Genomic DNA, 22798 nt, shown 5'->3' on the forward strand with positions numbered 1-22798 from the left:
CCGCCTTCACCCTTCGGTGAAACCGTCGTCAGTCCTCCTGAGGTTCCCGGTTGACTTCTGGTTGGCCTTTTTCAGGTTCGCCCGCTCCTCATCGCTGATCTCGGGGCGGTCCTCGTCCCTGATCTCCACCTCCACCCTCTTGAATGCCTCGTCCTTGGCCGAGGACGCCATCGAGGTGGTTGATTCGGGGTCTTCGCTGGTCCCGCGCTGCTCGGCGGCGGCGGTCTGGGTGTTCCTGAACATCGGGGAGATGAAGCCGCCCATGACCTTGAGCGCTTCAGGAGACGTCTCGCGGATGATCTTGGGGTCGCGCTCGACCTCGGGGATCCCCTCGACGAGCTCCGGGTCGATCCCCTCCCGTTCGGGCCGCGCCCCCGGGATCCTTTCATACACCGCGCGGGCCGATTCCTCCGCGGATCCGGCTTCGTTTTCGCCGTTGTCGAAGATGTTCTTGAAGGACATGGATTCTCCGTAAGTCGGCAGTTGGCCCGGCAGGGCCGGGTGTGGCTGATGGTTTCTTGCTCTTCAACGGCTCACGAGGAGCGGCCGTCCATGACAGCCCTGATTCCGTTCGATGGCACACCCCGCCCCGACCCGAATGCTTTCTGGCAGGGACCGGATCTTTTACCGCCCCTGACCTTCTCTGCATCCGGACCCGGGGAACGGACCGTCGTTCCCCCGCGAAAGGCGCTGGGCACCAGAGATCGAAAGAGTTCTCCAGACTCCCCCGGAGGCGTTGCGAATCAGATCCAGGGAAAGGCGGGTCTGGCCCTGAAAGGACCTGGATCGAACGAACCCCGGAAACCATCGAAACCGTTTACCCCAGCCACCGGGGGCACCACTGCCCCGACGCCGGGGGGAGGCAGGAGTTCCAGGACGGCAACAGCAGAGGCTTTCATGATTCCCCAGGGGCATTGGGCCGCGGATCACTCTTACACCATGCCTACGGGGGCGCAGCAAATCAATAGGATCAGCGAATTTATCGCACCGACATAACAGACAATGCGGTAAAATCATAATGATCCATACATCCCCGGGATTCCGGGGGCGCACCAAATGATCTTCCGAGCTCCACCGAATGCCGACAGCACCGGCAGGCACGCACCGCCTCGGACTCACCCTGCCCAGGCAGCGCCTTACGGCCAGGCCCCTCACTCCCTTCGGGCAGCGGGGCTCCTGCTCGTTTCCCTGCCGTTCCCGCTACTGCGCTACGCCGCCCGGCTGGTCAGAGCGAGCGTGTGGATCGAGTGCCCGCCGCCGGAGGACGTCACCACCACCTCGGTCAGGTATCCGAGGCCGACGTCGAGCCGCAGGCTCAACGACCGTCCGTCGGGAACCGAGAAACCGCTGTACGGGGAGGGTTCGTTACCCAGGGGCCGGGCCGCGACGCGCACGAACCCGCGTTCGCCCCCGTCCTCCTCCTCAACGGCATCGACGAGGACCCGGGCGAGGAGATCCACCGGACGCACCATCTCCACCAGCCACGTGTCCACGACCGCCAGCCACGTGGAGAAGTACCAGGGCTCGTCCGGATCGGACCCGTGGGGAACCGGGCTGCGAAACGTCCTCTCGTCGGTGACGTGCACGAGTTCGCCGCCGTCACAGGACCAGCGCGCCTCCCGGCCCCCGCTGGAAACCGTGTACTCCCAATGCAGCGGGTCGTCCACACCCAACCGGTGTTCGGACCTGCCGCCCTCTCCCCCACCGTGCGCATCGTTCCCACCTCGCACGAACGCCGCCCGGGCGTCGAAGGAACCGCTCCTGCTCACCAGGGTGAGCCACGACTCCACGTCCACACGCATCCCGAACTCCTCTCACACCTGCGGGCGCAACAGCCACGAGGCGGACGCGACGTCCACGGCCCCAACCGTCATCTCCGTCGGCCATGCCGCGTGCACGACCAGTCGACCCGCGGAGTTCGGGGGATCGATCACGACACGGGCGACCCGGGGGCTCCACCTCGCCCCCGTCAGTTGTTCGCGATGGTGTTGCCCCTGACAGAAAGACTCCACACGCGTGTGGATCTGATCGTTGGTCGCATGCGAGGGACGGGGCAGGTCAACGCGGACACGTGAGAGGAGATCAAGCGCAATAGGAACCCCATCACCAGCACCCGAATCTGACACCGGTGATTTTCCCCTGACGCAAGAAATGAAACCCAAGTCCTATCGCACCAAATGCCACTCATTCGCTAAAAACAACGACAGGTTGAACGGACGCAATTTCCGCGACGGTGTCGCAGAGCTCCGGCCCCTTCGACCCGGCGTTGAAGTGCGGGCGCGCGGTCGTGACGCCCTGGGCAGGCGCGGGTCCCCCGATATCTGGCTGTTGGAGGAACCGCTCATCCCGGACGGCAGGGTCCCGGACGACCTGAAGTCCTAAGCCTTCCCGAGGGGACATCGCCCGGGCCCCTCGGAGAACCCGACGGGCGCCGGGCAGCCGGGGAGACCCGTTCGGAGCACTACCGGTCAGCGGTTTCCAGCCCGGACACCAGGAGGTCGAGGAACTCCTCGGGGCGTTCGATCTGGGGGCTGTGTCCAGCCCCCTCCATGACGTGCTCCGTGTAGGCGCCGCCCGCCGCGGCGTAGGCCTCCAACACGTGCCGGGTCTGCGCCACCATCGGCTGCGGCGGTGCGGCATCGGCGCCCGGCCAGCCTTCGACCGCTCCGATCGACCCCAGGTACGCCAGGTCGTGCGACGAGGTGTCGGAGACGATCGCGTCGTCCGCGCCGCGGATCCACCGGATCGGCGGCTTGGGGGCGATCGTGTGCGAGTCGTCCAGGCGGCAGTACACCGGGGACATGGTGTTGAGCACACCCTGGTCTCCCGGCAGCACGCCGGGCCACACCGGGCCCTGGCGTACGTCGCCGGGGTAGTGGGCCTCGCCCACCGCGGTGGCGAGCATCGACTCAACGTAGATGTCCGGGTCGGCCGGGTCCTCGGGGGTCCAGCCGGGGCGCACGTACGCTCCCAGCATTACCCGGCGGGGCGAGGTGGGTGCTTCCTCGGAGCGGTCGGCCGCGGCCAATCGGGAAACGAAGTCCGGGTTGGCGCAGCCGCCACCGGTCCCGGCACCGGAGGGATCGTTGAGCACACCGTCCACGCCGTGCGTCCCGCCGAAACCGTACGGGGAGACCGGGTTGACGAGGGTCAGCGAGCGCACCCGCCCGGGGGTGTCCCGCACAAGCCGGGTCACCACACCGCCGCCCATGCTCCAGCCGACCAGGTGCGGCCGGTCCAGGTCGAGCGCGTCCAGCAGAGCGCGCACGTCGTCGGCGTAGCCACCGAGGCCTCGGCGCGCGTCCACCGCCTCGCGCGGGCTGTCCCCGAATCCGCGCAGGTCCACGGCAATCGGCCGGTAACGCTCGGGCAGGGCGAGCATGGTGCGCTGCCAGAACAGCGCGGAGGAGACATTGCCGTGCACGAACACGACCGGCTCGCCCGCACGGTCCAGGTGCAGCAGATGGGTGCGCAGCCGGTCGGTGTCCACGTGCTCGGACACCACCGAAGGCAGTAGGTCGTTCATGGGGTTCCTCCGCTGAAGCCGACTCACCGGCTGGCCGCGAGCGTCGGCCGGGCACTGCTGTGATTGTGCCGTTCGCAGGTGACCCGCGACATGTGCCCCGTGCATACAACCACCGCTCCGGGGGCGTGGCCACCGCGCGTGAAACAGCAGATGCGATCAGCTGGTCACGTCCGTCAGATGGTCGAAGGCCAGCAGAACCAGCTCCTTGGTTCGGTAGGTTCCGAACCGGGCGATCTCGTTGTGCTTCAGCCCGCCCTTCTCCGTCTGGAAGGTCTCCAGGACATAGTCCGTGTCCTGCCGGTCGACTCCGTAGAGGCGGAAGCAGTAGGCGTCCAATTCCGCTCGCAACTCCGCTCTGCGTTCCTCGTCCCAGGGGAAGGGCGGGCCGGTACAACCGAGGTCGCGAGCGAGCGGGGCCATGTCGTGGGTGGTGTAGACGAGTTCGAGCACGCGGGGCACCAGGAAGTCCAGGTGGGGTTCCAGCTGCTCGGGTCTGGGCACGGGAAGCTGTTTCCAGGTCATGAGGGACAGGTGCGCGCCGTTGATCTTCTGTCGGGCGACGAAGTCGAAGACGAGTGAGCTCTGCACCGCGCACAAGGCGGCGACCAGGCGCGGGCTCCGTTGGACGAACATGAGGGGGAAGGTGTGTCCGACGGCCGCCCGCGGCAGCAGGGCGGGGATCGCGGTTCGCTCGTTGGTCATGTTCGTCACGTCACGCCAGCCGTAGAGCCATTCCCGGTCCCAGCCGACCCCGGACAGCCGTGTGTCGAGCCCTTCCCTCGCACCGTCGTCCTCGGGAACCCAGTAGCGGGACAACGGCGCGTACTCGGGGTCTGCCTTCTCGGGCCGCTCCGGTTGTCGTGCGGCCCCTGCTGGTGTGAAGCCGTTCCACCGATGGTCGAAGTGGTGGACCATCTTCGCTTCGTAGAGCGGCGACATTCGGCTGCCTTCGCGTTCGAAGACGTTCCCCCGCAGCTGCCACCCCTCATCCTCCAGCTCTGTTCTGGTTCGGAAGAGCCCGGAGTCATCGGTCATGTGGAACAACGTCGCCTTGAATCTGACCGCCCAGGGGTTGCCGTTTCGGCGCCCCTCCGCCCACAGCACCGGAATACGGCGGTAGATCGAGAGGGTGAGGTCGGCGTCGCGCCTGGAACGGAACAGCGGGAGCGAGCCCGTGTTGGGGCTGAGCAGGGCGACTTCGTCCGCGGTGAGCGCGAAGGCCCTGCTCCCGTCATCGAGGTGGGCCGGTTCGTGGAGAAAGAAGGCGTAGTCGGCCACGGGCACCGGGACCTTGGCACCGTGCAATGACAACAAACTGAACCTCTGCCGCGCGTCGACCCCGGGAAACAGCTGTTTCAGGTTCTCGAAGTCGTACAGCGAGGCGATCGACCGGTCGCGGGTCAGGGTCGCGAAGAGCTCCTGGGCCCCGGCTCCGGTGGCGATGGAAGTGGGCACGATCGCGCCGATCCGACCCTGCGGCTTGATCAGGCCGGTGAACAGCTCGACGAAGAGATGGTCCACCTGAAGGGTGCTCACCCCTTTGATACTCAGTCCCTTGGCGCACGCGGGGAACCCCTCCGAGCGCCCGGCGAAGTGCAGGGTGGACTTCACCTGACGTCGCGCCGACCGGTACCGCTCCGCTTCTTCGGGGAAGTCACGCTGCCACTGGGCGATCGCCTCCCTGCGGGCCAACCCGGCGATACCCGCGAGCGAGGGCTGCACCACGCTGAAGTACTTCTTGTCCTCGAAGTCGAGCTTGTCCCAGGGCGGGTTCGACAGCACGCAGTCGAACCCGCCCTGCCAGCCCCGAGCGCCGTCGCTATCAACACCTTGGTCGTCGCAGACCGGGAAGATGTCGGGGAACTCCAGATGCCAGTGGAAGAAGCGGTAGCGGTCTCGGAGCCTTCTGATCTCCGTGTGGGTGGCCTCGGTCGCCGCGGCGCCCTCGGGGTCGAAGAACCGGTGGAAGGTCTCGTCGGTCACCGGCTGCGGTGCGCCCTCGGTCTTCTCCCACAGGAAGGTGGCGCACCAGGCGTCGGCGATGTGCACGGCCCTGCGGTAGTCGGCCGATCGGCGCCAGACCCGGTAGACCTGTTCCTGTTCGCGGACGTCCCGCAGGCTGCCCACCTCGATGGCGTAGAGCCCGTGGAGCCCTTCGGCGTAGGTGGTGTTGTCGACCTTGACCGCGTCGGGTTCGGTGTCGAACAGCGCGGCCTGACCGGCCCGTTCGAGGTTGTTGGACCTGCCCAGTGCGGCCGCGGCCTTGCGGTCGTCACCCTCCACCGGGGTGAAGGCGGCGTCGGGGATGCCCCCGCGTAGCTGCGCCGGGGTCGCACCGATGAGCGCGTTTCCACATTTGAGGTGGGGATCGAGCAGGTCGAGTGGTCGGCCCGGGGCCATGCCTTCGAGCCACAGCGACATCTTCGCCACGTCCAGGGCCATGGGGTTGATGTCGACCCCGTACAGGCAACGGGCGACCACGGTGTGCAGCGCTCGGCGGTAGGCCTCCTCCCCCGGTTCGGGCGTGCCCTCGCGGACGGCCGCCACCCGCTTGGCGATGCGCTGGCCCGTGGCCACCAGGAAGTGCCCGGAGCCGCATGCTGGGTCACAGACCGTGACGGAGAGGAGCGACTCCGCGATGGTGTCCGCTTCATCGAGTTCAGGGTGTGCGGCGGCCTGGTCCGCACCTCGCTTGACCGCCTCGTCGAGGACGGGTTCGAGGGTGGTGTCCAGCAGGCGGGAGATGAGGGAGGACGGGGTGTAGTACGACCCTGTCATCTTGCGCGCGTTGCCCGCCCGGTGGACGAGGTGGAAGGAATGGTCGCCGGGTCGGTACTCGGGCAGGCTCTCCAGGAGCGACTCGTAGACCGCACCCAGTTCTCGGGAGGAGAGCGTGCGAAACGAGACCGGCCGCCAGCGCCGGGTTCCGTGGTCGCGCACCCGTGACAGCCTGCGGACCGCGCGCAGCAGGGCCTGGTTGTTCAAGGAGGCATCGTCCAGGCAGCGGTCCTCTTCGGTGCGGGTGAAGAGGCCGCCGAGACCCACCAGGCCGAGTTCGGGGCGGCCATCCTCGCACCCGAGGGCGTCCAGGACGATGCGCAGTGTCGTGTTCAGGTCCCGGTGGTGGCCGCCGCTGCCACCCCGATCAGCTACCAGCCGCAGTCGCGCGAAGGAGAAGTAGTCGGCGTAGCGTCCGCGGGTGCGCGGATCGGTGTGCGGTGGGTGGAGCAGGTCGCGTTCCTCCACGACCGCGAGGAAGAGGATGCGGAACACGAGGCGCAGCAGGGCTCCGTGGAGTTCTCCGACCCTCGTCGGCCGTCGCAGGTGGTGGTTGTCCGGGTGGCGCAGGAAGCCGGTTCCGAGGATGGCCAGGGCCTCCTCGACGTTCTGCCGTAGCGCGTCCAGGGCCTGGACGCCCGAGCGCAGCGCCTCGTCCCGCCACCGCTCCATCAGGCAGGTGGACGGTGGTTCCCCGTCGGAGACCTCGAACCTGGAGGCGTGGAAGAGCCGCCACAGGCCGATGAACTCGTGGACCAGTTCCCCGTCGAATATCTCTTCCAGGTCGACGGAGAGGTAGGCGGCCCCGGCCAGGGAGGTGGAGTCGCGCAGCAACCGCAGTTCGCGGCCGTTGGTCACCAGCCCCCAGAGGTGCGCGCTGCTCCGGTTCAGCGCCTCCTGCATCTGTGACTGAGGGGAGGCGGATCCGTCACGGCCTCGCGCGTCGAGTTCGGTGTCCCACGGCACCACCGTGATCAGGAGCCGCTGGTACCGGTGGGTCATCGGGAAGACCCTGCTGGAGTCGTCGTCGGCGGGGATCCCGGGGATCCGCAGACCGGCCAGGCGCCCGAAGCCCAGCGCGACGAACAGCGGTTCGACCCAGCCGCGCAGGGCTGACCGGGTGGGGTCCCCGGGTAGACGCCCGTCCCCGTCACGACCGGGCAGGGTCCGGCGCAGCACCCACCAGGCGCCGCGCAGTTCGTGCCACAGGCGCTCGGCCTCGTCCTCGACCGACCGTGTGCCGATGATCCCGTAATCGGCTGGCCGCCCGCCTTCGACGTCGCGGCCGTCGAAGATCCGTAAGAGCATGTCGGCGGGCATGATCCCGCCGACGCTACGGACTGCGGACAGGGACGGGGGCAGGGTCGAGGGGGGCATCGACACGTCCTTTTGCAGAGGGCGAGACCGCAGGTGCATCAGCACCCGCATCCACAGGAACACCCGCACGCGCGCAAAAGGAAGAACCGAAGGTCGCGTTTGAAGCTTCGGGAAAAATCCCTTTTCTCACCAACTACACCGGAAGGGAAGTGCCGTAACTCCAGCCCCACGGAAACCCGGTGGGAAGCCAGCGAGAAGCCGGGGTCAGATCCGTGACCAGCCGCCGCAACTACTGGTTTCGAACGCCACGTCCGAACCGCTGATGGTCACGACCTGGCGGCCGCCACCGAAGTTGTTGGCGATGATCGAGTCCAGGGTGCCGCCGGTGTCGGACAGCCGGGCCCAGTAGCAGCTGGAGGTGTCCTCGGAACGGTAGGTCCCGGGTGAGATCTCGTCGCCGACGAGGAAGGTCCCGGTACCGGGGAAGCTGTTCTCCTCGGCCTCGGTCTCCAGGCCGGTGACCTCTTCCTCGCGGGTGTCGAGGTCGCTTTCGCGCTCGTCGAGTTCCTCGGAGAACTCGTTCAGCTCCTCCTCGCGCTCGTCGAGTTCTCCCTCCCGGGTGTCCAGACCTTCTTCGCGTTCGTCCAACTCCAGGATCGGAGCTTCGAGCTGCTCCAGGTCCTCTTCCAGGCTGCTGACGGTGTCCTCGTAGTCCGCTTCCTTTGCCAGAGCCTGTTCCAGGTCAGCCCCGGTGGACTCGTGCTGTTCGGACAGTTCCAGGTACACCGGGGCGTTCTCGGGCACCCGCAGCGACCAGCCCGCGAGAACGCCCACACCCAGCGCACCGGCCAAGAACAGGCTCACGAGCACGGGCCTTCTCGCGCGACCGTTTTCTTTCCCCTCATCGGGCCCGTCATCCTGCACACCCACAGGTTCCTCGGACATGGCAGCTCACCGCTCCCCGGCGCCTGGGCACCGAACTCCGGGCCCGAGCACCAGAATGCACTTCAGGCCCACCAGCAACATAACAACAGTGAACATCAAACTGAAAACCATGTCAACACTCTCCATGTGGAGGGCTTGTGGGATCCTGCTACCAGCACTCCGGTTCGGCGAGACAATGGCTCACATGGGCACCGACATTTCCCTCTGGCGGGTGGACGGGGACTCCCTCTCCCGCGTCGAATCGCAGGGCATCCCCCTGGAGTCCCAGCTCGAGGACCTCATCGAGAAGGACCCGAGCGTTCTGGGCGAGCGCGTCCTCGTGATCGGCCGACAGGTCCGCACCGATCTGGACGGCCGGATCGACCTGCTGGGGGTGGGCGACGACGGAACGGTCCACGTCATCGAGCTGAAGCGGGGCCGCACCCCCCGCGACTCCGTCGCCCAGCTACTCGCCTACGGGGCCTGGGCGAACCGGTTGACCCACCACGACATCATAGACCTCTACCAGAGGGAGAATCCGGGCCAGACGTTCAACGACGCCTTCTCCCGCACCTTCGGCACGGACACTCCGACCGAGCTGAACAGCGAACACCGGCTCACCCTGGTGGCGCACAGCAGCAGCGCGGCCGTGGAGAACACCGTCGAGTACTTGGCCGCCCATGGCGTCCCCATCGCTATCATGCTCTTCTCGTTCTTCACCGACGGAGAGAACCGCTATCTGGCCCGCACCCTGGTCTCGGACGACGCCTCCTCGACCGCACCGGCCCGCCCCGGCGGCACCCGCGAGCCGTGGAACAAACGCGACTGGTACGTCTCCTTCGGGGAACAGCACGGTTCCCGGAACTGGGAGGACGCCCTGCGCTACGGTTTCGTCTCGGCGGGCGCCGGCGCCTGATATTCACGCACCCTCGCCAACCTCCCGGTGGGCGCGCGCATCTTCGTCCACCTGCCCAAGACGGGGTATGCGGGGGTGGGCGAGGTGACCGGCGAAGCGGCCCCCTACACCGAGACCGTCCTCGAGGTGGACGGTGAACAGCGGCGTTTCACCGACCTGGATCTGGAGGGCGCCTACACGCGCCCGGGCGAACAGGAGGACGAGAACCTCCTCGAACACATCGTTCCGGTGCGTTGGCTGCGCACACGGTCGAGGGAGGACGCCGTCTGGCGTCTGGGATTCTTCGCCAACCAGAACAGCGCCTGCCGTTTCAGGAACTCGGAGACCCTGACCCGGCTCCGGGAGGAATTCGGCTTGGAGGACTGAGTCTTTTCCAACCTGAAGGAACAGGTTGGAAAAGGCTCCTTGTAGAACTCGTTCATGGTGGCGCTTAGCTAGGGCACAAGACCGCATTGCGAAGGACAGCGCAGCCCTCGACCCAGTTGTACCCACCATGGGCCCCGAGGTTCTACGGTAATGGCATGCACTTCCTCCCTGAGCTTTCCGGTGCGGACAGAGACGAGCACACTCGCATACGGTGCCGTGTTCGTTTCTGGTCAGCGGTGAGCCTTCCACCCATCGTCGTCCTCATTGGTGTGTCGACGAAGCGTCTGGCGGTGGACCATCTGGCATCTCTGGGTCTACCCGCGAACACTGCTCTTACAGTGCTTGCAATCCTCTGGTTCCTGGTAGCCGTCAGCGCACTGACCTTCCTATACCCCGACCCCGAGCCGACCCCTGGGCGACCGCTCGACGCACCTCAGCAGAAGGTACGTCTGACCCGACTGGTCTTCATCGCCTGGATTATGAGCATCTGGGTGATTCTAGGAATACTCGCTGCTACATGGTTTGCTCTGGGCCATCCGCCCTACAAACCGCCTGCCGAGCTGACGTCGAAGATGGTGGAATCCATGGTCACCCGCGCCTTCGCGGTCATCGCTGGACTCGGCGGGGTGGCCTTGCTGGTGACTGCCTACCGTCGACAGAAGACCACCGAGCAGGACTCCCAACGCGATACCAGTCGGCTGTTCACCGAGCGTTTCGCCTCCGCCTCCAGCCAATTCGGCCACGAGGAAGCCGCGGTCAAACTCGCCGGGGTCCATGCTTTGGCACACGTCGCGGACCAGGCGCCCAGTATCAGTGAGCGGCAGATGGTGATCGACGTTCTGTGCGCCTTCCTACGCATGCCCTCTCCTCAGGAGCCGCCGACGCAACCAACTGGTGCAGGCGAGAAGCCACAGGTCTCCTACCAGGATCAGGTGCAGGCCGTGCAGGCGTACCGGGAGGTGCGCCACACGATCATCGACGTCATCGCGTCCCGCTTGCGAACAAACCCCGGCTGGCAGGAACTGTCTTACGACTTCAGCCGGGTCACCTTCGACGGCGCCAACTTCACGCGCATCCGTGCCCGCGGGGTGTCGTTCCGACAGGCGAGCTTTCGGGCGAACCGACACGGAAACGTGTACTTCGATGGCGTCCACCTACACCAGGCAGACTTCACCGGTGCGCACTTCACCGGGGGCATCGCCGCAAAAGGGCTTCCCGGAACGATCTCGTTCCACCGGGCAACACTCACCGGATGTTCTTTCCAGGACACCGTCTTCGACGGCGCTCGGGTACAGATCTTCGATGGCGCCACACTCGACTCGACCAGTTTCGATGGTGCCCAGCTCAAAACAGGCAGCATCGAGATCCGAGATTCCACACTCAAGGGCACCACAACCTTCAGGCGAGCCAGATTCACCGGCACCCCCGTCCTCTTCCTGCGCTGCACCTTCCAGGGAAAGATTGACCTCTATGAAGCCTGGTTCACCGATGAAGGAACGGGATTCATCGTCAACCAGGGCGGGATCACCGGCGAGGTGTCCTTCCAGCGGACCCTCATGGATCAGGGCAGGGTGCACTTCGCCGGAGTCACCCTCGACTCGGGCACGATCGACTTCCGGTATGCCTCGCTCAACGAGCCGACACTGCACTTCAATCTTCCTCGGTCACCGACTCTCAGGAAGGGAACGGTGGATTTTACCGCCATCACGTTCCCAAACCCTGAGCACGCACGGGGCCTACGCCCTCAGGGTCTGGTAGAAGCCGAGCGGTCCGGAACCGTGAGGGTTCTGTGGCCGCCCCAGTGGGACCCTGCCTCTGCGGACCTACCAGAGGACACCCCACCACCGCCCGCCGACTGAACCATCCCCTTGCTGGAGTGAGGTCGCGGGAACCCATCCGGACCCGGGTGGTCACGCTCCGGAACCGTTGCCTCGGCCCAGACACGGACATCGAACAGAAGCGGGTAGCAGGCACGCTTCAGCATCCCGGTCACCGACATCTCCCATCACTCAGGAACGCACCTCCAGTCCAGCATCGGAGGAAGGGGAGGCGGGCGCGATGGCAGGAACCACACCGGTATCGAGGGCTCAGCCATCCAGAACCCGGCACGCGACCTCATTCCGTTCGAGGTAGCGGGCCACACGGTCGAGATCGCCTTGGGGGACGCCGAGGGTCAACAACCGACGCGCCCGGGAAACTGCCACGTACAGGATGCGCGCCGCTTCATCCTCCCGGCCGTTGATCCAGTGATCGATCATCCCGGGCCTGTACCCCTGTCGCGGGGCGAGGAGCATGAGAACCGCGTCGGCCTCGCCACCCTTCGCCTGGTGGACGCTGCTGGCTGTGCCCACCCCGTCCCCTCCTGGGGTGGGTGCCCCGGCCACCTCCGCAGCGGTGCCGACGGAGGAGCCCACGTTTTCGGTCTCCCAGCAGAGGGCCCCTGGCGGGTGGTTGCCTCTCACGGTCGGCCCGTAGGTATGGAACACCTTCGCTGCCTCCGGCACCCATGAGGCCAGGGGCGTATCGAGTTCGGGCAAGTGAGCGAGGACCAGGGCCTCCGCCCGGTCCACTCCGACCTTGGGCAGGCCGGACCGGCGGATCCGCTGTTCCTCGGGGAGCCCGCCCTCCGGGCACCACAGGTCGAGGACGTGTTCACGCAGAATCCGTGACGCCTTCTCCCGGCGCCTGCGCGGCGAAGCCGCTGCCCGGAGCACCCCGATCGCCCAGAGGAGGCGGTTCAGCGGCTCCAGGGGAGCATGAGGGGTACCGATGAGCTCCTTGGGCAACATGCCCCACTGCCGGGCGAGAACCAGGCGCTCGCCTCGGGGGATGCTGAGCCGGTCCGCTTCCCTCCGGAACACAGCACGCGGCCCGCGGTCACCGTCATCGCGCGGTACGAGCAGGATCGGGGTGTCGTCCTCCCGGTACGGCCCCACCGCGGTGTCGGTCCCGCTCCCCTGGCTCAGGGTGGCGGTGAGGTCGCAGATCACCTGGCTGCTGCGCCAGTTGTGACGAAGCTCCATACGGGGGAGGTCATCCGCCAGCCTCGTCCCCGATACAGCGCCCTGGTCACGATCACGGAACCCGTAGATGCTCTGGCCAGTGTCACCCACGAGCATGAGAGGGAGTCCCAGCGCGTTCACCCTGCGGAGTACGGCGTCGTCCGTGACCGAGCAGTCCTGCGCCTCGTCGACGATCAGCTCGTGGAAACGGCCGGAGAGCATCCGCGCCGCTACAGCAGCGGTACTCGGGTCGTCCAGATTCCGCAGCGCCCTCTCCCGCAGTTCTTCGCCGGTCAGGTAACCACTTCTGATGAGCTGTGCCTTCCGCTGGGCCGCCCACTGTTCGAGTTTCCGCACACTCTCGTCCGTGTACTCCTTGCACTTCGGAAACTTCATGCACGCCTGTGGCACTCCCCCGGGAGAGAGCGTGAACTTGAAGTCGTCCAAGCTCACGTGTCCCTCGACACGGGCCTCCGGGTGGTCCTCCCAGCTGTCCAGTCGGCTCCAGCCATCCGCGTCCACCGCTGAAGCGCCCAGGTAGGGGCGGACCAGGTAGCGCCAGATGAACCCGTCCAGCGTGCCGATGAAGTGCGGGTGTCCGCTGAGTTCGGGCCTGCCGCGTTCCCGGCTCCGGGCCCGCAGTTCACGGCCGGCGGCCCTGGTGAAGGAGACGATGGCCCGGCCCCGCCTCGCAGGCAGGGGGCGTTCCAGGTGGCGTTCGACGATGACTCGTGTCTTACCGGCCCCCGGACAGGCCTGGACCCATACGGCCTCTCCCGGAGCCAGGTCGCGCTCCACGATGCCGCGCTGCGCTGTGCGCGCCTGGTCGGCCAGCGCGTTGTTCTCCGTGGGAAGAGGAGCGTACTCAGCAACCACCGGTGACCCCCTCGGTGATCCACGTCAGTGCACGCTCGAAGTACCCGGGCACGACGAGGGGAACGTCCTCCTGTGCCGATACCGCCAGCAGATCCTGGGCGAAGTCCCCCTTGCGCACCTTGTACTTGTTGAACATCTTGGCGAACTTCTCGTCCTGCTCTTCGTCCGGCAGCCCCATGAGTTCGCGCCAGTCGTTCTCGCCCGCCCTGGGGCGCTGACAGATCCAGGCCTTCTTGAGGATCTCGGTGTTGCTTTCGGCCGCCCGCATCAGCTCGGGTTCCAGAGTGGTCTCGTTGGCGAAGACCTGTGCGACGTCTCCATCGGCCGAGAGTTCTTCGAGCAGGGCGTTCAGGTTCTTTCGGCGATCGGGAACAGGGCCGTCGCTGGTCGCGTGGAAGTCCCCGTCGGTGATGACGGCGACGCGCTGTCCGATCCGCTGGCCGCTGATCTTGTCGCGCTTGAGCAGCACCTTGAGGTAGGGAGCGAAGTCGACCCCGTCGATGGGGACGACGGCGGTACCGCGCAGGCGCCTCTGGGCGACCGGGTCGAGAACCAGCTTCCCGAACGCAGGCACCAGGATGCCTTCGGCGATGCCCTCCACCAACAGCACCCTGGGAGAGAAGAGCATGGTGCTGCGCGTGGCGTTCAGGTACTGCCGCACCTTGCCCAGTTCACGCGCACCCATGTTCAGGTTCCGCACCGCGACAGCCGTGGTGTGGTGCTTCTTCTCCTGGACCGGGGCACTCGTCGTCATCTCCCCCAAAGAAGGGAGCAGCGGTGTGGTGCGCCGCTGGAGGACGACGAGGTCCTCAGGCGGCACCGAGGTCGCGATGTGGGGCGCGTGGGTGGTCACCACCACCTGGATGCGCCCCAACCACTCCTTGCCGCTGGTGTCGGCCTGCTGGCTCCGCTCGGCCTCCTCCTGGAGGTGGTCCATGAGGATGCTCTGGAGCTGGGGGTGCAGGTGGGCCTCGGGTTCCTCCACCAGGAGCAGGGTCAGGTCGGCCTCGGCGGCGTTGCGCAACTGGGCGAAGAGCGTGGCCATGAACAGCAGGTTCGCGTACCCGTGACCGCTCTCGGAGATCTCTTGGAGGCCCATGCCCTGCTCTTCGAGGCGCAGTCGCAGCGAACGCGCCACCGTGGGGAGGGTCGGTCGGGAGAATCCGAAGCCCGTGTCCTGGGTGTGGGCGCCCTGGGTGAGTTCGACCAGGCGTTCACGGACGGAGTCCGCGGCCTGCGTCAGCGGTTCGAGTTCAGTGATCTGTCCGAACCGTTCACCCACATCGCCCAGGAACGAGTCGACCTCCTTCTCGTCGAGCAGGAACCCCCCGATGAAACCGTGCAGGTAACGGCTGGATGCGGACGCCAGTTCCCGTTGGGCGTCCCTCAGCGGCGGCAGGTACAGGTGCCGGATGCGCTCGCGGGCCGCGGGTTCGGGGTCGCGGTCGGTGGTGACGGCGTCGCCCGCCTGCCAGGTCAGCTTGCCGCGCTGCGCTCCCGTGGCGGGCGGGGTGTAGGCCAGGTGGTAGACGATGCTCTTCCCGTCCTCGGCCAGGGCGGAACCGTACAGGGCCAGATCACTGGGTTCCTTCGAGGTGTACCGCGCGGAGAGTCCGATCTCGGTGCGGCAGGAGTCGTGGTGGCCCTCGGAGCAACCGTCCCGGTGGAGGTCGTCCGCCCGGAGGTGGATGTCGCGCCTACCGTCCAGGGGCGCGGTCAGATGGCGGATGGCGTCCATGACGTTGGACTTGCCCGCGTTGTTCTCCCCCACCAGCACCGTCACGCCGGGGCGGAGGGTGACGGTCTCGTCGGCGAGCGACCGAAAGCCCTTCAGTTCCAGTTGACACAAGTACACGGGATGACCTCAACTCGTTGTGAACGTCGCTAACAATTGCTTACTTTACCTGCGACGGCCACACCATGATGGTGGTTCCCGAACGACCAGACTTTTTCGGAGGATCCACGCCAGACGGCATGCCCCTGCGCTCTCGCCAAGTCGGCCGACGGCAGCACCAGTACGTCGGGTGATGAGGTCACCGGAGTGACCACGTGCATCACAAGGCGCTGTTCCAAGACCTGTGACGAAAGCGTCGACCTGAGAGCCGGGAGACCAACCCCACGCGGTGCCGGACAGAAGAGGAGTCATCGCTGGGCGAGGCGCCCACGGATGCCCCTTGCCCGTGGGTCAGCGTGCGGGGGCGCGTACGGCGTCCTCGTTCGCCCGGGCGCTCAACAGCAGGTCCCGGTACGGGGAGGTCACCACCGGGTGGGAACTCAGCCCCAGGAGTCGTTCGGTCTCTTCGAGTTGCCGCACGGCCTCCTGGCGAGAGCCTTCGGAAACGATCTCGGTCTCGACGAACGCTCCCAGGCCAGCGATCGTGTCCACCACCACCGACAATTCCGGGCGCTCGGAGAGTCGGTAGGAGGTTCGCGACTTCTCCACCCGGGCTAGCCGGACCATGCCCAACGCCTCCAACAGAGCATGAGCGTGCACGGCCTGGGCGACGTTCGCCAGCGCCACGTTCGTCTCCTGTTTGGCGATGACGCCCGCGGTGCTGTGGGTGGTGGAGTCAGAGGCGGGCTTGTAGGTGACCTCGCACCCGCCGTCACGTTCACGGACCCGCAGGCACTCGACCGTAACCAGGAAGTCGACGTCGGGCCTGCTGTAGTAGGTATCGACCTCCACCATCGGTCCCGTGGCGACAAAACCCGACTGCTTCAGCCGCTGCTCCAAAGGCTCACGGCCCTCCAGCGCTCGTTTGCGCTCGATCTCGATCAGTGACATCGAGGGTTCATTCCCTTCCAGGGGCCAGGGACGCGTACACGCGTGCGAGGTTGTGTTTGCTGAACGACTCTCGAACACCGGCCAGCGCCTCGGCCAGCATTCGGGAATCCGACACCGGGATGTTACGAAAGAGCACGAGCTGTTTGGCGTCCCACAACGGATTGGCGAGTCGCTTGGTCAGGTACCGGTTGTAGTAGTGGCGCTGCCTGACCACGATGTCCTCGGGCCTGGAAGGTAGGAGCACGGTCGGCCTGGCTGGCTCGGCCTGCACGGAGTTGACCGCGAACTCGGTGAGCAATTCGTCAGCGGTCAGATAGGCGTAGGTCTCGTGTCCCTCGCGAACGCTCCACTCGTTCCAGACCCGGGAGCATTCCATATCGCCCGCCTCCGCTGCGGCCAGGAAGGTGTTCAGGGCGACATCAGTGCAAGAGTCGAAGATGTCACCGTCAACGGTGCGGTGGTCGGCGTAGGGCTCGCTGAGCGCGTCCAGCATGCCTTGGAAGGTCTTGGGCAGCCAATCGGTACCCGCGAGGGTGTAGTGCACGAGCTTGTGCCCGGTGCGTGCGTCCAGCCATTCCGCCGACAGCTGGCCGTCCAGCACGGGTGTGAAGCCCAGGGCCCCGGAACGCCACACATGGTCGCGGAAGGTGATGTAGTGGCGCTGGATCTCGCGAAACAACCCGATGGGGGCACTGATCACGGCACAGGTCCCCACATCCAGGTCCGCGGCGTCCACTTGACGGGAGTCTTGTCGGACCACCAACTGGTCGTGGATGTGGTGGTAGGGGTGCCTCCCGTGTTCGAGGTAGTACGGGGTGAACATGCGCAGGAACCGCAGCCAGGAGGGCGCGTCGTAGGCGTGCGTGACCCGTTCGTGTAGGTTCCGGTCCCGGACGGAGAACACATCCCTGTAGACGAAGTATCCGTAGGGTTCGATCACTGAGCCGAGCACACGTATGAGCGAGTGCAGCCCGCTGTAGCCGCCTCCGTAGGAGTAGACCTCATGCACCAGCGCCGAGGCGCTGACGACATCGGCGGAACGCGGCAGAAGCTTCCCCAGGTCCTGGGCGAAACCGTGAACGAGCTCGCAGGTACCAACCTCGTTGAACTCGTCGACGGCCCGCGACAAGGTGTGCGACGTGACACCGGGAACTTCGATCAGAGTCAGGTCAACGGGAGCGGATTCGAACTGGTTACCGCGCAGATGGGATGCCAAGAAGCTCACCGCAGCGCCTCCGCCAGGGCCGACCTCCACCACGTGGGGACGCTGGGCCCTCACCCGTTCCAGCGCGCGCAGTACCAGGAACGCTTTCTCCTCACCATGGGTGTTCGCCGCGACATCCAGATAGCGGGGGGCGGACTTGTGCTCGGTAGCGAACACGGTCAATGGGCACCTCCTCGGTCGGGTGCCCCGCCGCGTCCGAGAGGTCAGGGACGAGGCGGGGCGGGGACGATACTTCGAGGAGAACCGGGATCGCCCAGGTGAGGCCAGGATGAGAAGGGTTCAGTCACGATTCACTCATACGATCACGCTCCGTGTGCGCGATAATCAGCCATATGGCCTCCCCTCACGCTGCCGATTTCCCCACCGCGCTCACCCACTGGCGCAAGCTGCGCCGCCTGACGAAGAAGGCCCTCGCCGAAGCGATGGGATTCGACCCCTCCTACATCAGCCATGTCGAGTCCGGACGCTATCCGGCCAGCGAGGAGTTCGCGCGCCTGGCCGAGCAGAAGCTGTCCAGCGCCGGAGAGCTCTGGGGCTCCTGGAAGGCGACTCCCGACGCGCGGCCCACAGCAGCCGGAGGCGGTGAACTGTTCGTTGACCTCGACCACGCCGAGCTGCGCTATCACGAGGGCACCTACATCGCGTCCATGCGGCGCCGCGTGGTCAACGGCGGCAACGAACCGGTCACTCGCTACCTGGTACGCATCAGCGTCGACCGTTACCCGGGCCACCCCGAACTGTCGAACGAGCTCTACCGCAACCACCCGCTCACATGGGAGCGGCTGAACCTGACCGCAACCTGCGACGGCGAGCCCATGACATGGGTGGCCAAGCACGACCGGGACTCCTTCAAGGAGGTCTGGCTGAGCTTCGAGAACGAGAACTCGATGTACCCCCTCTACCCGGGGCAAGCCGCCTTGCTCGAATACTCCTACGTCGTCGGCTCGGACCAATGGGGACAGTGGTTCCAGCGCGCCATCCGACTGCCGACTCGGGCGGTGAGCGTGGAACTGCGCTTCCCGGCTTCGCTGGGGCCCGGCGTCTGGGGCACCGAGACCTCGACCACGGCTGCGGCCGTACCGCTGCGTTCGGCAGTACAGCGCCAAGAAGAAGACGGCGAGGTGTCGTTCACCTGGCACACGAACGATCCGCCGATCGGGGCCCGGTACAGGTTGGAGTGGCGCTGGCGCAACACCCCCCAGCGCGACACCGAAGCACGCCCTGCACTTCGTACGGCCAGCGACCGTATGCGGGCAGCGGGGATCCTGCAGGAGGGCGAAGAGATACTGACCCGGGCAGCGAAGCCATTTCACCTCCCTGAGCAGGCAAAGCAAGCTGAGGAGACCGTCGATCAACTGCACCGCGCTATCCAGCGTGTACGCGACCACCACCACTTCGGCAAAGGCATGGGGTTGGCCGCGCCTCAGATCGGTATCGACCAGGCCGCGGCCATCGTGCTCCCGCCGGACCCCGATGCCGCCCCGGTACTCCTACTCAATCCGGCGATCATCAGCGAGTCCGGCGAAAGCGATTCCCAGTACGAGGGCTGCCTCAGCTTCTTCGATGTGCGTGGACTCGTCCCCCGCTCACGCCGCATCGAGGTTGAACACACCAAGGCCGACGGGTCCACAACCATCACCGTGTTCACAGACGCCCTGGCCCGCTTGGTGGCGCACGAGGTGGATCATCTTCACGGCGTGACGTACAAGGGCCGAATGGCAGAAGGGACCTCTCCGATCCCGGTGGAGGAATACCGGGGCACCGGAAGGTCCTGGAGCTACGACCAGGGCACCGTACAGACATCACCGGCGGAGAAGTAGCAGTCAGAGGCCGCGTCGGAGCGGGTACACCGGCACAGTTCTACTGGGCGAGTGCGATCTCGGGTGGCTACGACCGAACCGTGGACAGGTGGTGAGCGAGTGCGCCATCGGTGAGGATGCTCAGGCGGCAGAGTGAGGAGGCGATCGGGAACTCAGTAGATCCGGCCACGTTTGGTCAGGGGTTTCATTCCTCATCCAGTGCCTTCGTGGTCGCTCGGCGGCATAGCTCGGCGGATTCGGCCAATTCCGCGAGAAGGTCCTCCCCCACACCCGGGTCGGATTCGACGGGACCTCTGTCAGCCAGCCGAGCGCGGTAACGATCCTTGAGGGCTGCGTACTGTTTGCGGCGCCGGGCTCGGCTGATGTGAAAGAGCATGGCGTATTCTCCTCCAGGGCCGCTACGCGCTCAGTGACCGGAGCGCGTTGACCATGCGGCGAAAGGACCGGCTTCGTCCCGCGGCCAGGTTCGGGGTTATGTCGGCAGAGAGCTTCGTCTGATGGAGGGGCTCCTTGCCGGGCTCGTTCATGATGCCGGGTCACTGTGTTCTGACATGCGGAGGTATTCCGGAGCGGGGAGGATCTGGTCGGTGCGGAGTAGGTTGCCGGGGGTGTGGAGATGCTCGCGCATGGCCAGGGATCCGGCCTGGTCGAGAGGGCCGATTCTCGTCTCGCCTCTCACGGAGCGGACCGCGCAGAGTTCTTCGGGGTGGAAGTCATTCCGGTCCAGTAGGTCCGGGCTGTGGGTGGCGATGATGACCTGACGTCGTTCGCTGGCTTCGCGCAGGGCGTCCAGGAGCGCGCCCGCGGCTGCGGGATGCAGTGCGCTCTCGGGTTCTTCGATGCCGATGGTGCTGAGCGTGTGACCGGTGTCGGCGAAGAGCGCGACCAGGACCCCCAGCGCACGCAGGGTGCCGTCGGAGACGGAATGGGTTTGGGAGCGCCACGGGTTGTCCGAACCCTGGACGTCCTGGGTGAACTCCAGGGTCTCCCAGTTCTCGAGGTCTTTCCGGGAGACCCCGTGCATCCCGGGGACGATGGTTTGCAGATAGTCCCCGATGCGTCCTCTCGCAGCGTTGTCCAGCCGGTGCAGGACACTCGCGACGTTGGACCCGTCCCTTCGCAGGAACTCGCCCGAATCCGGGGTCTGGGGGTCCCGCATGGCGTCCGGGTTGAGGCTGAAGACGCTGATACCGGCGAGGCCTTCGAAGACCAGCTCGAAGATGCCGATACCAGCCGCGGAGACCAGGTAGAGCCGTTTCTCGCTCGAAGGCGGCATGACGGGTTCGGAATGCTCCACCAGCTCCCCGCCACGGATCTTGAAGTACCCGTGACGGGGTTCGCTTCCACCGGTGGTGTGGACCCGGCACTCCTCACGGGTGATCTTGAAACCACCACCCTGACCGGTGCCCACCTCGAAGCCGTAGGAGCCCGAGAACCCCGGGCCGCGAAACTCCAGGTCGATGCCGAAGTGGTGCGGATGACCGGTCGATCGGCGGCGTACTTCCCCCACCCCGCCTCGGCTCCGAAGGGCCTGGTCGAGAGAGGTCTGGAGCGCTTCGGAGAGCAACCTGAGCGCATCCAGGACATTGCTCTTGCCCGAGCCGTTGGGGCCCACCAGGAAGAGGAGGTCGCCGAGCCTGATGTCGGCTTTGGCAATGCTTCTGTAGTGCTTCAGCCGCACCCTGGTGAGCGAGAATCGGTTGTCCTGCACGGACCCAGTCTTTCAGTAGCTCAGGGGCTGAACACCACCACGACCCACGAGGGCCAGATGAAGGCTGGGCGAGGCCCTGGTCTCTGGGTTCGGAGAGGACGAAGATCCGGGGGTAGGCGCGAACTCCGGTGACGGGGGCCTTCAAAGCGGGGATCGCAGGCTGCGCAGGAGCGTGGAAGCCGAGGCGGTGAATGCTGCTCTCGGGCCTGAGAGCGGACCGAACCACACGGGCGCACGCGTTCTCGGTTCATCCCGCGTGGGCAGCGCCTTCCCTGAAGGCGTGCTCCACGCGCAGGCGCTGGGTGTGGTGCATGTCCAACTCCGAGATCTCCTCGGCACTGAACCAGCCCGCCTCGTACGACTCGTCGCTGACCGCGAGCCCTCCCCCGACCACCCGGGCCCGGAAGCACACGTTGAACTGGCGGCGCACCTCCCCGTCGCTGTAGGCGATCACGTGCCGGGCGTCGGTGTAGGTGCCCACCAGCCCCGTCACCTCCACCTGGTAGCCGGTCTCCTCGCGCACCTCCCGCACGGCCGCCTCGGGCAGGCTCTCGGTCGTCTCCATCGCCCCGCCCGGCATCGCCCACAGCCCGTTGTCCACCCGCCGCTGCAACAGCAGACGGCCCGCTTCGTCGAGGACGGCCGCGCTGGCCGCCACCACCAGGCTGTTGGGCACGGGGGCGTCCGGGTCGTCGTAGTACTCGGTCCTGGCCATGTGCTGGTTCACTCTTCACGTGGTCGGGCTGTGTGCCATGCGGCGTCCGTACTGGCGGCATGCTGCCCGAGAGGGTGCGGGCGCTTCGGGCTGGCTGTGTGCCCGCTGTTTGGCGGGCACACAGCGCCGTCATCAGGAGGTCTCGAAGCGCAGGTCGGTGATGGCGGACAGGTCGATACCGTAACGGGCATAGACCTTGGTGGTGTTCTCCCCTGTCAGATCGCTCTCGTCATAGCCGAGCAGGGCCGAGACACGCACCACCTCGGCGTGGCTGTCGGCCTCGATTTCCAGGTAAGCGGGGATCCGCGGCCAGGTGTCGATCTCCAACTGGGCGCCGTCCAGGGTGAAGCTGCGACGACGGTTCTCCTGGTAGGCCTTTGGCGCATAGCCGAGCTTTCCCAGAAGCGCGTTCGCGATCTCGAAGTCACCCACAGTGGTCTCGGTCTCGCGGGTGCCTCCGATGGCGTCGGAGTCGATCTCCTTGACCGTTAGTGTCACCTGACTGCCGGTGTCCCGCAGGCGCACCCACCTGGAGAGGTCACCGGGTTCGATGTCGTAGACATAGCGGCGCTGAAGCACCTCCCCCAGGTCCGTGCCGCCCTTGTCGAGGATGCGCCGAGCCACCAGGGCAACGTCGATGCCCAGGACCTTGGCCTCGTACTCGATCACGCTCATAGCGTCGGGTTCCTCTTCCTGCTGGATGTCGTCGTTGGAGAAGAATCGGTGGCACAGAGGGGTCCGCACCCGGTCCGGAGTCGGTTTCGGGCCCATTCTGGCTCCCAGAGGGGGGTGTGAGTGAAACACTGGCCCCGGGGCGCGTCCAGCAGCACTGCCAGC

The 22798-nt window shown here is 66.3% G+C and carries 14 protein-coding genes and 1 pseudogene; 3 read left to right on the forward strand and 12 right to left on the reverse strand.

Features of this window, described 5'->3' with window-relative positions; genetic code table 11:
* Positions 1-6: 6 nt before the first annotated feature.
* The 5 genes from NE857_RS19065 to NE857_RS19085 all read right to left on the reverse strand — a co-directional run bounded on the left by NE857_RS19065 (position 7) and on the right by NE857_RS19085 (position 8485).
* Positions 7-462, reverse strand: a complete 456-nt coding sequence (locus tag NE857_RS19065) for a hypothetical protein (protein ID WP_254417012.1) — start codon at positions 460-462, stop codon at positions 7-9.
* 746 nt (positions 463-1208) lie between these two features.
* Complete coding sequence (locus NE857_RS19070; RefSeq protein WP_254417013.1) at positions 1209-1802, reverse strand: hypothetical protein; 594 nt, start codon at positions 1800-1802, stop codon at positions 1209-1211.
* A 659-nt stretch (positions 1803-2461) separates the two neighbouring features.
* Positions 2462-3526 (reverse strand): alpha/beta hydrolase, encoded by a 1065-nt coding sequence (locus NE857_RS19075; RefSeq protein WP_254417014.1) that lies wholly within the window; start codon positions 3524-3526, stop codon positions 2462-2464.
* A gap of 156 nt (positions 3527-3682) precedes the next feature.
* Positions 3683-7681 (reverse strand): Eco57I restriction-modification methylase domain-containing protein, encoded by a 3999-nt coding sequence (locus NE857_RS19080; RefSeq protein ID WP_254417015.1) that lies wholly within the window; start codon positions 7679-7681, stop codon positions 3683-3685.
* Positions 7682-7885: 204 nt separating this feature from the next.
* Positions 7886-8485, reverse strand: a complete 600-nt coding sequence (locus NE857_RS19085; RefSeq protein WP_254417016.1) for an Rv1352/Rv1906c domain-containing protein — start codon at positions 8483-8485, stop codon at positions 7886-7888.
* 265 nt (positions 8486-8750) lie between these two features.
* Between NE857_RS19085 and NE857_RS19090 the strand changes: the two are divergent.
* Both NE857_RS19090 and NE857_RS19100 read left to right on the forward strand, forming a co-directional pair.
* Positions 8751-9827 (forward strand): annotated as a pseudogene (locus tag NE857_RS19090) (endonuclease NucS domain-containing protein).
* A gap of 269 nt (positions 9828-10096) precedes the next feature.
* Positions 10097-11686 carry a pentapeptide repeat-containing protein gene (locus tag NE857_RS19100; protein WP_254417019.1) on the forward strand — a complete coding sequence of 530 codons (1590 nt, stop codon included), beginning with the start codon at positions 10097-10099 and terminating at the stop codon, positions 11684-11686.
* A 228-nt stretch (positions 11687-11914) separates the two neighbouring features.
* Here the strand turns inward: NE857_RS19100 and NE857_RS19105 are convergent, their stop codons facing one another.
* From NE857_RS19105 to NE857_RS19120, 4 genes are all read right to left on the reverse strand, one after another.
* On the reverse strand, positions 11915-13705 hold the full coding sequence (locus NE857_RS19105) for a UvrD-helicase domain-containing protein (RefSeq protein WP_254417020.1): 1791 nt from the start codon (positions 13703-13705) through the stop codon (positions 11915-11917).
* Entirely contained in the window at positions 13695-15560 is a 1866-nt protein-coding gene (locus NE857_RS19110; RefSeq protein WP_254417021.1) for an ATP-dependent nuclease, read from the reverse strand. Before NE857_RS19110 ends, NE857_RS19105 begins: the two co-directional genes overlap by 11 nt.
* Positions 15561-15890: 330 nt before the next feature.
* Complete coding sequence (gene cyaB, locus NE857_RS19115; protein ID WP_254417022.1) at positions 15891-16490, reverse strand: class IV adenylate cyclase; 600 nt, start codon at positions 16488-16490, stop codon at positions 15891-15893.
* A 7-nt stretch (positions 16491-16497) separates the two neighbouring features.
* On the reverse strand, positions 16498-17877 hold the full coding sequence (locus NE857_RS19120; RefSeq protein WP_254417023.1) for a hypothetical protein: 1380 nt from the start codon (positions 17875-17877) through the stop codon (positions 16498-16500).
* Positions 17878-18026: 149 nt separating this feature from the next.
* Between NE857_RS19120 and NE857_RS19125 the strand changes: the two genes are divergently transcribed.
* On the forward strand, positions 18027-19535 hold the full coding sequence (locus NE857_RS19125; RefSeq protein ID WP_254417024.1) for a peptide deformylase: 1509 nt from the start codon (positions 18027-18029) through the stop codon (positions 19533-19535).
* 523 nt (positions 19536-20058) lie between these two features.
* On the opposite strand, the gene NE857_RS19130 is transcribed toward NE857_RS19125, so the two are convergent.
* From NE857_RS19130 to NE857_RS19140, 3 genes are all read right to left on the reverse strand, one after another.
* Positions 20059-21246, reverse strand: a complete 1188-nt coding sequence (locus tag NE857_RS19130; protein WP_254417025.1) for an AAA family ATPase — start codon at positions 21244-21246, stop codon at positions 20059-20061.
* 247 nt (positions 21247-21493) lie between these two features.
* Positions 21494-21961 carry an NUDIX domain-containing protein gene (locus NE857_RS19135; RefSeq protein ID WP_254417026.1) on the reverse strand — a complete coding sequence of 156 codons (468 nt, stop codon included), beginning with the start codon at positions 21959-21961 and terminating at the stop codon, positions 21494-21496.
* A gap of 132 nt (positions 21962-22093) precedes the next feature.
* The gene (locus tag NE857_RS19140) at positions 22094-22636 is read right to left on the reverse strand and encodes a class IV adenylate cyclase (protein ID WP_254422034.1); all 543 of its coding nucleotides are present in this window, start codon (positions 22634-22636) and stop codon (positions 22094-22096) included.
* Positions 22637-22798: the final 162 nt, after the last annotated feature.

Origin of the sequence: Nocardiopsis exhalans, from assembly GCF_024134545.1 — a bacterium.
Taxonomy (GTDB): Bacteria; Actinomycetota; Actinomycetes; order Streptosporangiales; family Streptosporangiaceae; genus Nocardiopsis; species Nocardiopsis exhalans.

Coding starts and splice junctions, on each gene's coding strand:
- NE857_RS19075 (WP_254417014.1), bottom strand. CDS start 3,526: ATGAACGACCTACTGCCTTCGGTGGTGTCCGAGCACGTGGACACCGAC.
- NE857_RS19065 (WP_254417012.1), bottom strand. CDS start 462: ATGTCCTTCAAGAACATCTTCGACAACGGCGAAAACGAAGCCGGATCC.
- NE857_RS19080 (WP_254417015.1), bottom strand. CDS start 7,681: ATGCCCCCCTCGACCCTGCCCCCGTCCCTGTCCGCAGTCCGTAGCGTC.
- NE857_RS19140 (WP_254422034.1), bottom strand. CDS start 22,636: ATGAGCGTGATCGAGTACGAGGCCAAGGTCCTGGGCATCGACGTTGCC.
- cyaB (WP_254417022.1), bottom strand. CDS start 16,490: ATGTCACTGATCGAGATCGAGCGCAAACGAGCGCTGGAGGGCCGTGAG.
- NE857_RS19070 (WP_254417013.1), bottom strand. CDS start 1,802: ATGCGTGTGGACGTGGAGTCGTGGCTCACCCTGGTGAGCAGGAGCGGT.
- NE857_RS19135 (WP_254417026.1), bottom strand. CDS start 21,961: ATGGCCAGGACCGAGTACTACGACGACCCGGACGCCCCCGTGCCCAAC.